8 protein-coding genes and 1 pseudogene are annotated in these 12,895 nt (G+C 72.1%); 6 read left to right on the top strand and 3 right to left on the bottom strand.

All coding sequences use genetic code 11. The features are described from left to right. Positions 1-57: 57 nt before the first annotated feature. Together C4B68_RS11395 and thiD are read left to right on the top strand one after the other, a co-directional pair. A complete protein-coding gene (locus C4B68_RS11395) occupies positions 58-1,023 on the top strand; it encodes a thiamine-phosphate kinase (RefSeq protein ID WP_099502651.1) in 966 nt (321 codons plus the stop codon). A 17-nt stretch (positions 1,024-1,040) separates the two neighbouring features. After that, positions 1,041-1,880 (top strand): bifunctional hydroxymethylpyrimidine kinase/phosphomethylpyrimidine kinase, encoded by an 840-nt coding sequence (gene thiD, locus C4B68_RS11390; RefSeq protein WP_099502650.1) that lies wholly within the window; start codon positions 1,041-1,043, stop codon positions 1,878-1,880. A 269-nt stretch (positions 1,881-2,149) separates the two neighbouring features. Here the strand turns inward: thiD and rpmB are convergent, their stop codons facing one another. Continuing rightward, entirely contained in the window at positions 2,150-2,335 is a 186-nt protein-coding gene (gene rpmB, locus C4B68_RS11385) for a 50S ribosomal protein L28 (RefSeq protein ID WP_003993230.1), read from the bottom strand. Positions 2,336-2,593: 258 nt separating this feature from the next. Here rpmB and C4B68_RS11380 point away from each other — a divergent pair, with 258 nt between their 5' ends. After that, positions 2,594-4,342: a DAK2 domain-containing protein gene (locus C4B68_RS11380; RefSeq protein WP_099502649.1), complete on the top strand. Its 1,749-nt coding sequence runs from the start codon at positions 2,594-2,596 to the stop codon at positions 4,340-4,342. 131 nt (positions 4,343-4,473) lie between these two features. Here the strand turns inward: C4B68_RS11380 and C4B68_RS11375 are convergent, their stop codons facing one another. Together C4B68_RS11375 and C4B68_RS11370 are read right to left on the bottom strand one after the other, a co-directional pair. Continuing rightward, positions 4,474-7,506 (bottom strand): hypothetical protein, encoded by a 3,033-nt coding sequence (locus tag C4B68_RS11375; RefSeq protein WP_099502648.1) that lies wholly within the window; start codon positions 7,504-7,506, stop codon positions 4,474-4,476. Then, positions 7,503-9,350: an HSP90 family protein gene (locus tag C4B68_RS11370; RefSeq protein ID WP_099502647.1), complete on the bottom strand. Its 1,848-nt coding sequence runs from the start codon at positions 9,348-9,350 to the stop codon at positions 7,503-7,505. Before C4B68_RS11370 ends, C4B68_RS11375 begins: the two co-directional genes overlap by 4 nt. 166 nt (positions 9,351-9,516) lie before the next feature. On the opposite strand from C4B68_RS11370, the gene recG reads away from it, so the two are divergent. From recG to coaD, 3 genes and pseudogenes are all read left to right on the top strand, one after another. After that, positions 9,517-11,730 carry an ATP-dependent DNA helicase RecG gene (recG, locus tag C4B68_RS11365; RefSeq protein ID WP_099502646.1) on the top strand — a complete coding sequence of 738 codons (2,214 nt, stop codon included), beginning with the start codon at positions 9,517-9,519 and terminating at the stop codon, positions 11,728-11,730. Between the two features lie 30 nt (positions 11,731-11,760). Next, a pseudogene (gene rsmD / locus C4B68_RS11360) lies at positions 11,761-12,357 on the top strand (16S rRNA (guanine(966)-N(2))-methyltransferase RsmD); the annotation flags it as partial. A gap of 26 nt (positions 12,358-12,383) precedes the next feature. Then, positions 12,384-12,863, top strand: coding sequence for a pantetheine-phosphate adenylyltransferase (gene coaD, locus C4B68_RS11355; RefSeq protein ID WP_180289289.1), 480 nt, complete (start codon positions 12,384-12,386; stop codon positions 12,861-12,863). Positions 12,864-12,895: the final 32 nt, after the last annotated feature.

Genomic DNA, 12,895 nt, shown 5'->3' with positions numbered 1-12,895 from the left:
GAGTACGGAGACGGCTCGCGACCGGGCACGGGTAGCGACAGAGGGAGCACGACGATCATGAAGGGCACCGTGGGCGAGTTGGGGGAGTTCGGGCTCATCCGAGAGCTCACCTCGCGTCTCACCACCACGCCGGCGGTCCGGGTCGGCCCCGGCGACGACGCCGCCGTGGTGGCCGCGCCGGACCGCAGGGTCGTGGCGAGTACCGACATCCTCCTGGAGGGACGGCACTTCCGCCGCGACTGGTCCACGGCGTACGACGTCGGGCGCAAGGCGGCCGCGCAGAACCTCGCGGACATCGCGGCGATGGGTGCCGTACCGACGGCGCTGCTGCTCGGCCTGGTCGTCCCGGCCGAACTCCCGGCCACCTGGCCGTCCGAGCTGATGGACGGGCTGCGCGACGAATGTCAGGTCGCGGGCGCGGCCGTGGTCGGGGGCGATGTCGTACGAGGCGACACCATCACTGTCGCGATCACCGCGCTCGGTGATCTGCGCAACCACGAGCCGGTCACCCGGGCCGGCGCCCAGCCCGGTGACGTGGTCGCCGTGACGGGCTGGCTGGGCTGGTCGGCGGCCGGATACGCGGTGCTCTCACGGGGGTTCCGCTCGCCGCGCGCCTTCGTCGAGGCCCACCGGCGGCCCGAACCGCCGTATCACGCGGGCCCCGCGGCGGCCGGGCTCGGCGCGACCTCGATGACGGACGTCAGCGACGGGCTGATCGCCGACCTCGGGCACATTGCCGAGGCCAGCAAGGTACGCATCGACGTCCGCTCCGGCGACATCGACGTCCCCTCCCAGATGAACGACATCGGTCAGGCCGTCGGCGTCGATCCCCTCCAGTGGGTGCTGACCGGCGGCGAGGACCATGCGATCGTCGCGACCTTCCCGCCCGACGTGAAGCTGCCCGCCCGCTGGAAGGTGATCGGAGAGGTGCTCAACCCCTCGGCATTGCCCCAGGTCACCGTGGACGGGGCGGCCTGGACGAACAAGGGCGGTTGGGACCACTTCGGGGACATCAAGTCATGAATGGTGAGGTAGCCGTCATGAGTGGTGTGAGAGCTGTGCCGCCCAGGGTGCTGACGGTCGCGGGGTCCGACTCCGGTGGCGGGGCCGGGATCCAGGCCGACCTGAAGACGATGCTCGCGCTCGGTGTGCACGGCATGAGCGTGATCACCGCCGTCACCGCGCAGAACTCCCTGGGTGTCCAGGGCGCTTGGGAACTGCCGGTGGAGGCCGTACGCGCCCAGTACCGCAGCGTCGTCGACGACATCGGCGTCCAGGCGGTCAAGACCGGCATGCTCGCCTCGGCCGAACTCGTCGAGGCGGTCGCCGAATTGATCATGGATACGGACGCGCCGGTCGTCGTCGATCCGGTCGGCGTCTCCAAGCACGGGGACTCGCTGCTCGCCGAGTCCGCGCTGGACTCCGTACGGACCAAGCTGCTGCCGGTCGCGACCGTGGCGACGCCGAACCTCGACGAGGTGGCCCAACTCACGGGCGTGCACGTCGATTCGGAGTCCCAGATGCGCCGGGCCGCCGCCGCTGTCCTGTCGTACGGGCCGCGTTGGGTGCTGATCAAGGGTGGTCATCTGCCCGCGGACGCCGGACGGGTGGGCGGGGACCAGGCTGTCGACCTGCTGACGGACGGTTCGGACGAACACTGGCTCCGCGCCCCTCGCCTCGACAGCCGGCACACCCACGGCACGGGCTGCACCCTCGCGTCGGCGATCGCTTCCGGGCTGGCGAAGGGCCAGACGGTGCCGGAGGCGGTGGCGACGGCCAAGGAGTACGTCACCGGGGCGATCGCCGCCGGGTTCCCGCTGGGGGGCGGGATCGGGCCGGTGGATCATGGGTGGCGGTTCAGGCCGGGGGGCGGCGCGTAAGCGGGCCGCGTAAGCCTTTACGTAAGCGCTTGCGTAAGCGTTTACGTAAAGGCTTACGCGGGGTCTGCGGAAAGGTCTACGGCGGGGTTTGCGGAAAGGCGTACGTAAGCGCTTGCTTAAACGCTTACGCGGGCGCAGCACAAGGACGTGGCTTTGCGCGGGCCCAGCGCGAGGACGTTGGTTTGCGCGCGGGCAGCAAAAAACCGGCCCACCGTGAGGTGGACCGGCTCAGTGCAGGCGAACCAGCAGTGGCCGCGCGCTAGCGATTGTCAGCGCGAGACCTTGCCGGCCTTGATGCACGAGGTGCAAGCGTTCACGCGCTTCGGCGTCCCGCCCACCACGGTACGGACGCGCTGGATGTTGGGGTTCCAGCGACGGGACGTACGGCGGTGCGAGTGCGAGATGTTGTTGCCGAAGCCCGGCCCCTTGCCGCAGACGTCGCAGTTGGCAGCCACGGGTCACTCCAAAGACTTCAGATGCACTTACGGTTGATCCCGGCATGCCGGGATCAGGATCTAGGATCTGAGTGGCGGTGCCAGGGGGAAGGCCCGATCGGATCGGGCAACTGGAGCAGCATACAACGACTGCGTCCGGAGAACGAAACTACCATGGCTGCTCCGGGCTCCGCCCCGCCCCTCCTCAGGGCCCCCTACCGTCAGTAACCCGTCCTGGGTCTACGCTGCGTCCCAGTCCAGCAGCTCAAGGAGGCGCAGGTGCCGCAGGTGCCGCAGACATTGGATGCTCTCGCGGTGCGCACCTGGTGCGGGCTCGCGCTGGAGGCGCTGGGACGGGCGCGCGAGGAGATCGACGCCATCAATGTCTACCCGGTGGCGGACGGGGACACCGGGACGAACCTGTATCTGACGGTGGAGTCGGCCGCTACGGCGGTCGAGGCGGTTTTCGCGGGCTACGAGACGCTGGCCGCGACGGGCGGTGGGGACCCGGCGGCTAATACGGGCCACCCCGTGGCGGGCGGGCAGCCCGGGCTCGCCGACGCCGTGCGCGCGATGGCGCACGGGGCGCTGATCGGGGCCCGCGGCAACTCCGGGACCATCCTCGCGCAGCTGCTGCGCGGCATGGCTCAGGTACTCGCCACCGAAAGTGAGAGCGCTCACACCGACGGCCAGTGGCTGCGGCTGGCCCTGAAGCGCGCCGCGGACTCCGCGCGCCAGGCCGTCGCGCACCCCGTCGAGGGCACGGTCCTCACGGTCGCCTCGGCTGCCGCCGACGCGGCCATAGGGGCCGAGGGCGACTGCGGCTCGGTCGCGCGCGCGGCGTACGAGGGGGCGCGAGCGGCCCTCGCCGCGACCCCCGGGCAGCTGGCCGTCCTGGAGCGCGCGGGTGTCGTCGATGCGGGCGGACGAGGGCTGGTGGTGGTGCTGGCGGCGCTGGTGGAGACGTTCACGGGGGAGGCGCCGGGGGTGCTCGGGGCCCCGGTGGAGGTCCACGCGCGCGTGGACGAGTCCGTGACGGACCTCGTGGTCGCCGGGGACGCCCATGCCGAGGGATGCGTGGACCGGCCGTCGGAGGATGGCGGCCCCGCCTTCGAGGTGATCTATCTGCTGGAGGCGGACGACGCGGCCGTGGCCCGCCTGCGGGACCGGCTCGACCAGCTCGGGGACTCGCTCGTCGTGGTCGGCGGGGACGGGCTGTGGAACGTCCATGTGCACATGGACGACGCGGGCGCCGCCGTGGAGGCGGGTGTCGAGGCCGGGCGACCGTACCGGATCAGGATCACCCACTTCGGGCTCGGGGACGTTCACACCGCAGGCGCGGCGGGGCGGCCGCCGCGGGAGCGGGCGCAGCGCGCCGTCGTGGCCGTCGTGCCCGGCGAGGGGCTGGCCGGGCTGTACACCGAGGCCGGGGCCACCACCGTGCTCGCGCGGCCAGGGGAACCGCCCGCCAGCGGCGAGCTCGTCGAGGCCGTACGACGGGCCCACGCGCGCGAGGTGGTGCTGCTGCCGAATGACGCGGACCTGCGCCACACGGCGGCCGCGGCGGCCGAACAGGCACGCGCCGAGGGCGTCCGGGTCGCGCTGATCCCCACCCGGTCCGCCGTGCAGGGCATCGCCGCGCTCGCCGTGCACGAGCCGGAGCGCCGCTTCGACGAGGACGTCGTCGCCATGACCTCGGCGGCCGGCGCCACCCGCTACGCCGAGGTCGCCGTCGCCGAGCGGCAGTCCTGGACCATGGCCGGCATCTGCCAGGCCGGTGACGTCCTCGGTCTCATCGACGGCGATGTCGCCGTGATCGGCTCCGACATCACCGCCACCGCCGAGACCGTCCTCGACCGCATGCTCGCCGCCGGCGGCGAAATGGTCACCCTCGTCCTCGGCGACGCGGCCCCCGACGCCATCGCCGCCCACCTCGAATCCCGGGTACGGGAGTCGCACTTGGCGGTCGACACGGTGGTGTACCGGGGCGGGCGGCAGGGGGCGTTGCTGCTGATCGGGGTGGAGTAGCCGGAGGGGATCAGCCCCTCCGGCGTTTGAGGAGCGGGGTCTGGGGCGCGGCGTCCATGAGCGGCTCCGCCGCGGGCCCAGGTACGGGACGAGTAGGGGCCGAGGGGGCGAAAAACACCCCGTCGGCCCGGTCACCCCTCAGGCCGCGTCCCCACCACCCTCAACATGTTCTCCGCCTCGGCTCGCCGCGCCTCCGCGGTCTCCGTCTCCGCCCCGGCGTACGCGGAAAGCACCGCACGCGCGCGGGCCGACGCGGCCTCGGGGCGCTCCAGATCGGCCTCCAGCCACCCGGCGGCGAGCTCGGCCGCGGTCCGGGCGTCGAGGAAGTCGTACCCCAGGGAGTCGAACACGGAGACCGCCCGCGTGATGTGGACCAAGGCTTCCTCGAACGCGGCCCGGGCGGAAGCCTCCTCCGCGTCGTCGGACATGGAACGGGCCACAAGGTCCCCGAACTGGCGAAAGGTGTGGCCGAGTTCGGCGACGAGGCGATGACGCGCGTCCTCGTCTTCCGGCGAACGACCCGGCGAGTCCGACGGTGAGTCCGAAGGCGACCCTGACGCGACGGGCGCGCCCTCGATCGCCGACTCGCACTCCCGCACCGCCACCTGCATCAACTCCCGAGCCCCATCGAGCCCCGCGTCCGTACGGACCACGGCCCACGCGCGCGCCCGCAGCGACCGGACCAGCCCGTGCACGTTGCCGAGCTCGCGCCAGAGGTCGCCGGCCCGGGCGTACGCCTGGTCCGCCTGGGCGGTCAGCCCGGCGTGCCCGAGGGCCTCGGCGGCGAGATGCGCGAGCATCGCGTGGTCGCGCTGCTCGGGCCAGTGCCGGGCGATGTCCGCGGCCCGCAGCCAGTGTTCGGCGGCCTCACGGTGCTCGCCGAGTTCGGTGAGACAGTCACCGAGCCACCACCGCGTCTGCACGATCGCACCGTCGCCGTGCATGTCGGTGGTCAGATCGGGCAGCGCCGACTCCAGCACCTCCGCGGCCTCCGCCCACCGCCCCTGACGGAGCAGGAAGCCACCGAGCTGGTGCCGGGCCCAGGCGCCGAGCGTGGCGGCCTCGCCCGCCTCGTCGGCCCAGTGCGCGGCCTCCAGGGCATGCTCCGCGGCGGGCCGGAACCGCCCGCTGCCGCTGAGGATGCCGGCGAGCTGGAGGTGCAGTTGGGCCTGGCCCGTGGGCTCCAGGTAAGACCCTCCGTGGTCCAGTGCCGCGCGCGCCGCCTGTTCGGCCCTTTCGGTGTCGCCGAGGTGCAGGGCGATTCCGGCGAGCCGGGAGTCGTACTCGACGGCGAACCACGGCAGCCCGGCCGCCACGAACGTCTCCACGGCCCGCGACAACGTCTCCACGGCCGCCTCGGCGTCCCCGGAACGCGCCGCGAGCTCCCCGAGCATCGCCTGCGCCTCCGCCGCCCGTGAGGCCAGCGGCACGTCGTCCCCGGCCTGCGGCTCGGCAAGCGCCAGCAACTCCCGCGCGGCCTCCTCGGCGGCGGTCACGAGACCCGTACCGGTACGTGTACCCGTACCCGCCTCTGCCGAGCCGTCCTCCGCATCACCTCCGGCCTCATCCACGCAGTGCATCAAGATCCGCGCCCGCCCCACCAGCACGGACGCCGTCTGCGACACCCCCGTCCCGCCCGCCGCGAAGAGGGCGAGCACCTCCTGGCGCAGCTCCGAGGCGACCGTCAGAGCCTCCTCGGTGCCGCCCGACAGGGCGTGGACGTACGTGGCGCGGGCGCGGGCCGCGAGGGCCTCGCCGGGGTCGTCCGCCTCGGCGTACAACTCGGCCGCGCGATGAAAGAGCTCGATGCCTTGGGGGCCGCGGCCCATCGCCGCGTGGTCGGCGATCTCCGCGCGGGCGCGGGCGTCCAGCTCGTGGCCCTCGGCGGCGCGCGACACCTCGGCCCATGCCTCGACGGCGTCCGGGCTCCGGAGGCCCGAGAGCCGCCGGGCCTCCGCGAGCAGCGCGGACAGATCCGGCTCGGCGGCTTCCGTGACGGCGCGCGGCACGGGGGCGGGCGCCGGAGCGGAATGTCCGGCGTGGGCAGTGCGCGCGGTGCGCACGCCCAGCGGCAGCCGGTCCACGAGCGGCGGCCGATCCATCCGCGCGCGGGCGCGCTCACTCACGCGCGACGTGCCGTTGCGCGCGTCGAAGCGCGCGGCCAGCGAAAGCGCGTCCCCGCGCGCGTGGGTGCCGAGTTCGCGGGCGGTCCAGGCGCGGCCGGCCGGCCCGGGCACCGTCTGCTCGCCGAGTCCGAGCGACGTCAGCCGGTCCATCAGGAGGGTCACCACCGACAGGAAGTCCAGCTTGCTGCGCGGGTCCCCGGAGTCCGTGAAGTACGCGGGCCGCTCCGCGAGCAGCTCCAGGGCGCGCGCCTCGTTGCCGGAGAGGGCGCAGAACTCCACGTGGTCCGCGTACGCGCCGCGCATGCTCTCCATGGGGCGCACCAGCCGGAACCCGCGCAGGTGATGGGCGCGCGCCTCTTCCACGTGCCCCAGGCGCAGCAGGGGCACCAGGGAGGACGCGAGGACGGTGTGCGGCTCGTGGGCGCATGTGTACTCGCCCTCCAGGACCGGGCTCCACAGCTCCAGTGCTTCGGCGTCCGCGCCGCGCTCCGCCCGCCACCAGCCCTGGCCGTGCAGCTCGCACGCGTGGCAGTCGGCCATGGTGTCCCGGTCGGCGGCCAGCCAGGCGGCGTAGGCCCGCTCGGCGCGCTCCACGTCGCCCAGGTGGGCGGCGACGCTGAACTCGGCGCTGCGCACGGCCCGCTCGGAGTGCCCGGCCAGCCGGTAGCGGTGCTCCATCTCGCCGAGCCACTTCTCGATGGAGGCCAGCGGAATGTGCGGCTGGTCGAGCATTCCCGCCGACATCCACTTGAAGACCCAGTGCAGCGAGTGGATCTCGTACTCGTCGAAGTCCTCGGGGCGCTCGTCCCACATGCGCAGCAGGCGCGCGAAGGGAACGAACATCTTGTCCTTCTCGGAGCTGTAGTTGTAGACCTTCAGCTGGTGTCCGAGCGCCTCGATCACCGCGAGCGGGATGTTGAGCTTCTCGGCCTCGACGAGCAGCTGCTCCGCGCGCGCGTTGCGGGCGGGTCCCTCCGGCTGCTCGTAGTTGTCCGCCATCGCCTGGCGCAGCGCGTCGAAGTCCATGGCCTGGCTCATCGGCGGTCGTCCTTCCCGGGGTCGGTGTGGGTGGCCCACTCCAGGAGGCCGATGAACGCGCGGTTGAGGAGCGCGGAGTCCGCGGGCCGCAGCGGGCGCTGGGCCATCAGCAGGGCCTGCCCGTAGAGGGACTCCGTGGCGGTGCCTATCAGCTCCGGGTCGCTGAGTGAACTGATCCTTCGGATCAGCGGGTTGAGGTGGTTGAGCACCAGGCGCGCGCGTGGCGCGCTGCCGTGCAGCGAGCCGAGGATGCCGGCCCACAGGTCGTCGGCCTGTTCCTCGGCCTCCGCGCGGGCCTGCTCGTGGCGGGCGGCGCGGTCGTCCAGGTGCAGCGCCGGGACCGACAGCGGGTGGAAGGCACGCAGGGCCACATCGCAGCCCAGGGGGTCCAGTGTGGCCCGCGCGGCCGCCAGGAACGCCGACAGGGCCAGCTCCTCGGCCGGGTCGACCGCGTCCAGGTGAGCCGTCACGGTGTCGGCGTCGAGCTCCGACACGACCGTCCCCGGGCGCACCGACGGCAGCGCTTCGATCAGCTCGCTGTCGTACGTGTAGCCGCCGTTGATCACCCCGACGCCCTGCGCGGAGGCGATCGGCGCGACCTGGCGGTACTCCTCAACGGTCCGCGTGAAGTGCACCACCGGGTGCCGCTGCGCGAACTCCTCCAGGGACAGCCGCCCGTCGGTCGTCTCGAAGGGCAGCCACGGCAGCATCGTGCGCAGCATCTCCTTGTCGTGCCGCGCGAGGGACTTCACCCCCAGGTAGTGCACCGACAGGAAGGCGGCCAGCCGCTCGGGATCCCCGGCGGCGAGCCCGGTCAGCCAGGAGCGGATGCGCTCGCCCAGCGCCTCCCGTACTGCCGCGAGGGTCTCGTCCTCGTACAGCGACTCCCGTGACGCGGTGGGCCGCAGGCTGTCCGTGTCGAGGACGCAGCGCACGAAGAACGCCCAGTCGGGCAGCAGCTGTTCGGCCCGCTCGGTGAGCAGCATCCCCTTCAGGTGCACGCGGTGGCTCGCGCGCTGGGCCGGGCTGACCGCGGTCGGCAGGACGTACGCCACGCCCCGGATCCCGGCGAGCGGCACGTCCAGGTCGATCGAGTCCAGCGGCGTGAACCCGAACAGGTTGTGGCAGTGCCGTGCCAGGGCCACCCTTCGGGTGGCGGGGCTCGGATGGGCGCGGTCCCAGGGCGCCGGAAGGTCCGTGATCACCTCGTCGCCGACCCGCACGTCGTACGGCAGCAGCGACCCGAAGTCCCGTGCCAGCGACCGCACCCGCACCTTGCTCAGCCACTCGCCGGCCCCGGCGCGCGCCACCAGGTGCACGGTGGTGCCCGGTTCGGTGCGCGCCTCATGCGGCAGCGTGCGCACGGTGTACGAGCCGTCGTCGGTCGCCGTCCACTCCACGGGCGCCGCGTCGGGCGTACGCGCGCTGCGGCTGACGACCCGGATGCGCTCGGCGACGACGAAGCACGCCAGCAAGCCGATGCCGAACTGCCCCAGGAAGTCCGAACGCGCCGACTCCAGACCGTCGTTCCGCTTGGAGCTGCGGCCGATGGTCGCGAGGAGGCTGTGTACGTCGGACTCGGTGAGGCCCACACCGGAGTCCTCCACCCGCAGGGCGCCGCCCTCGGCGTACAGACGCACGGTGGCCGGGGCACCGGGCTGCTCGGCCCGCCGCGCGGTGATCGCGTCCACGGCGTTCTGCAGCAGTTCGCGCAGATAGACCTTGGGACTGGAGTACAGGTGATGGGAGAGGAGGTCCACCAAACCGCGCAGGTCGACCTGGAACGTATGAGGTGACTGAGGTGGCTGAGGTGCCTGGGATGACTGTGAGGTCTGGGAGTCCATCGTCGCAGCGCCGTGGGTGGGGGAACGGGCGACGGCGCGGGGTCGGGCGGTCCCGGTGGACGGTGACCGCGAAGCGTGCCGGAGCGCGTCATCCTAGGCCCGGAACGACCGGCCTGACCAGCGGATTTCCGGGACGTATGCGGCATTGTCAGTGCTGTGGTGTGCAATGGATCTCGTGCCCGTGCTCGAAGAACCGCTGAAGAAGACGCTCGGCCCCGCCACCGCGAAGGTGATGGCCGAGCACCTCGACCTGCACACCGTCGGTGACCTGCTCCACCACTACCCCCGCAGATACGAGGAGCGCGGGCAGCTCACCCACCTCGCCGACCTGCCCATGGACGAGCATGTGACGGTGGTCGCCCAGGTCGCCGACGCGCGCCTGCACACCTTCGCCTCCTCCAAGGCCCCCCGCGGCAAGGGCCAGCGTCTCGAAGTGACCATCACGGACGGCAGCGGCCGCCTCCAACTGGTCTTCTTCGGCAACGGCGTGCACAAGCCCCACAAGGAACTCCTGCCCGGCACTCGCGCGATGTTCTCCGGCAAGGTCTCCGTCTTCAACCGCCGCCTCCAGCTGGCCCACCCGGCGTACGAGCCGCTGCGCGGCGACAGCGACGACGCCGCCGAGACCGTCGACTCCTGGGCCGGGGCGCTCATCCCGATCTACCCGGCCACCGCGAAGCTGGAGTCCTGGAAGATCGCCAAGTCCGTGCAGACGGTGCTGGCGAGCGCCCAGGAGGCCGTCGACCCCCTCCCGGACTCCCTCCGGGACGGCCGCGGCCTGCTCCCCCTTCCCGAGGCCCTGCACAAAATCCACCGCCCGCAGACCAAGGCGGACATCCACGACGCCCGCGCCCGCCTCAAGTGGGACGAGGCCTTCGTCCTCCAGGTCGCCCTGGCCCGCCGACGCTACGCCGACGCCCACCTCCCTGCCGTGGCCCGCGCCCCCAAGCCCGACGGCCTGCTCACCGCCTTCGACGCCAGGCTGCCCTTCACCCTCACCGAGGGCCAGCAGAAGGTCTCCAAGGAGATCTTCGACGACCTCGCGACCGAGCACCCGATGCACCGGCTGCTCCAGGGAGAGGTGGGTTCGGGCAAGACCATGGTCGCCCTGCGCGCCATGCTCGCCGTCGTCGACGCGGGCGGGCAGGCCGCGATGCTCGCGCCCACCGAGGTGCTCGCCCAGCAGCACCACCGGTCGATCACGGAGATGATGGGGGAGTTGGCCGAGGGCGGCATGCTCGGCGGGGCCGAGCACTCCACCAAGGTGGTGCTCCTCACCGGTTCCATGGGCACGGCCGCCCGGAGGCAGGCGCTGCTCGATCTGGTCACCGGCGAGGCCGGAATCGTCATCGGCACGCACGCGCTGATCGAGGACAAGGTGCAGTTCCACGACCTGGGCCTGGTCGTCGTCGACGAGCAGCACCGCTTCGGCGTCGAGCAGCGCGACGCCCTGCGCGGCAAGGGCAAGCAGCCCCCGCACCTGCTGGTCATGACCGCCACGCCCATCCCGCGCACGGTCGCGATGACCGTCTTCGGCGACCTGGAGACCTCCGTCCTCGACCAACTCCCCGCCGGACGCTCGCCGATCGCCAGCCATGTCGTCCCCGCCGCGGACAAGCCGCACTTCCTCACGCGCGCGTGGGAGCGCGTGCGCGAGGAAGTAGAGAACGGCCATCAGGCGTACGTGGTCTGCCCCCGCATCGGAGACGAGGAGGACGACCCGAAGAAGACCAAGAAGAAGTCCCCCGAGGACGAGGCCGAGAAGCGCCCGCCGCTCGCCGTCCTCGATGTCGCCGACCAGCTCGCCAAGGGCCCCCTCCAGGGCCTCAAGGTCGAAGTCCTGCACGGCCGTATGCAGCCCGACGACAAGGACGCCGTCATGCGCCGCTTCGCCGCGGGCGAGACCGACGTCCTGGTCGCGACCACCGTCATCGAGGTCGGGGTGAACGTGCCGAATGCCACCGCGATGGTGATCATGGACGCCGACCGGTTCGGCGTCTCCCAGCTCCACCAGCTGCGCGGTCGCGTCGGCCGGGGCTCGGCCGCCGGGCTCTGCCTCCTGGTCTCCGAGATGCCGGAGGCCAGCCCGGCACGCCAGCGGCTGAACGCCGTGGCGTCCACGCTCGACGGGTTCGAGCTCTCCCGGATCGACCTCGAACAGCGCCGCGAGGGCGACGTCCTCGGCCAGGCCCAGTCCGGCGTCCGCTCCTCGCTGCGCATGCTCGCCGTCATCGACGACGAGGAGATCATCGCCGAGGCTCGCGAGGAGGCGGCCGCCGTCGTCGCCGCGGACCCGGAGCTGGAGCGCCTCCCCGGCCTGCGCACCGCCCTGGACGCCCTCCTCGACGAGGAGCGCGAGCAGTACCTGGACAAGGGCTGAGAGACTGGACCCGACACACCCTCAGCGCAAAGGACCCTCATGACCCGCGTGATCGCCGGCCGGGCCGGCGGACGCCGTCTGGCCGTCCCGCCGGGCACCGGCACCCGCCCCACGTCCGACCGGGCGCGTGAGGGCCTCTTCTCCACCTGGCAGTCCCTGCTGGGCGGCCCGTTGGAAGGGGAGCGCGTGCTCGACCTGTACGCCGGTTCGGGCGCCGTCGGCCTGGAGGCACTCAGCCGCGGCGCCGGACACGCCCTGCTCGTCGAGGCCGACGCCCGCGCGGCCAGGGTCATCCGGGAGAACGTGAAGGCACTGGGCCTCCCGGGCGCCGAGGTCAGGTCGGGCAAAGCGGAGCAGATCATCCAGACGGCGGCGCCGGCAGCGCCGTACGACCTGGTCTTCCTTGACCCCCCCTATGCCGTTTCGGACGACGATCTTCGCGAGATTCTGCTCACACTCCGGGCGGAGGGCTGGCTCGCGGACGAAGCGCTCGTCACCGTGGAGCGGAGCACCAGAGGCGGCGCATTCGGTTGGCCGGACGACTTCGAAGGAGTCAGGGCCCGTCGTTACGGCGAGGGGACCTTTTGGTACGGTCGCGCCGCCTCTACGTGCGAAGACCCACGATGACCGGACCGGAGAGCGAGGGACCACAGTTGCGCCGCGCCGTCTGTCCGGGGTCATTCGACCCCATCACCAATGGACACCTCGACATCATCGCCCGCGCCTCCAGGCTGTACGACGTCGTGCATGTCGTCGTGATGATCAATCAGGCGAAAAAGGGCCTGTTCACGGTCGACGAGCGGATCGAGCTGATCCGCGAGGTCACCGCCGAGTACGGCAACGTCGAGGTCGAGGCCTACCACGGCCTGCTCGTCGACTACTGCAAGCAGCGCGACATCCCCGCCATCGTCAAGGGGCTGCGCGCGGTCAGCGACTTCGACTACGAACTCCAGATGGCCCAGATGAACAACGGTCTCTCGGGCGTCGAAACGCTGTTCATCCCGACCAGCCCCACCTACAGCTTCCTCTCCTCCTCGCTGGTCAAGGAGGTCGCGACCTGGGGCGGCGACATCTCGCACCTGGTGCCGCAGGTGGTCCTGGAGGCGCTCCAGGAGCGGCTCGGCAAGGACTGAGCCCCTGACAGCCCGTCACCCGGTGTCGGGCG

Origin of the sequence: Streptomyces dengpaensis (genome assembly GCF_002946835.1) — a bacterium.
Lineage (GTDB): Bacteria > Actinomycetota > Actinomycetes > Streptomycetales > Streptomycetaceae > Streptomyces > Streptomyces dengpaensis.
Note: the sequence above shows the minus strand (reverse complement) of the source record. Positions and strands in the feature narration are given on the sequence as shown.

What these genes read in the sequence shown, in the direction of transcription:
- C4B68_RS11375 (WP_099502648.1), bottom strand. Translation starts at nt 7,506, where the DNA reads ATGAGCCAGGCCATGGACTTCGACGCGCTGCGCCAGGCGATGGCGGAC.
- C4B68_RS11370 (WP_099502647.1), bottom strand. Translation starts at nt 9,350, where the DNA reads ATGGACTCCCAGACCTCACAGTCATCCCAGGCACCTCAGCCACCTCAG.
- C4B68_RS11395 (WP_099502651.1), top strand. Translation starts at nt 58, where the DNA reads ATGAAGGGCACCGTGGGCGAGTTGGGGGAGTTCGGGCTCATCCGAGAG.
- recG (WP_099502646.1), top strand. Translation starts at nt 9,517, where the DNA reads ATGGATCTCGTGCCCGTGCTCGAAGAACCGCTGAAGAAGACGCTCGGC.
- thiD (WP_099502650.1), top strand. Translation starts at nt 1,041, where the DNA reads ATGAGTGGTGTGAGAGCTGTGCCGCCCAGGGTGCTGACGGTCGCGGGG.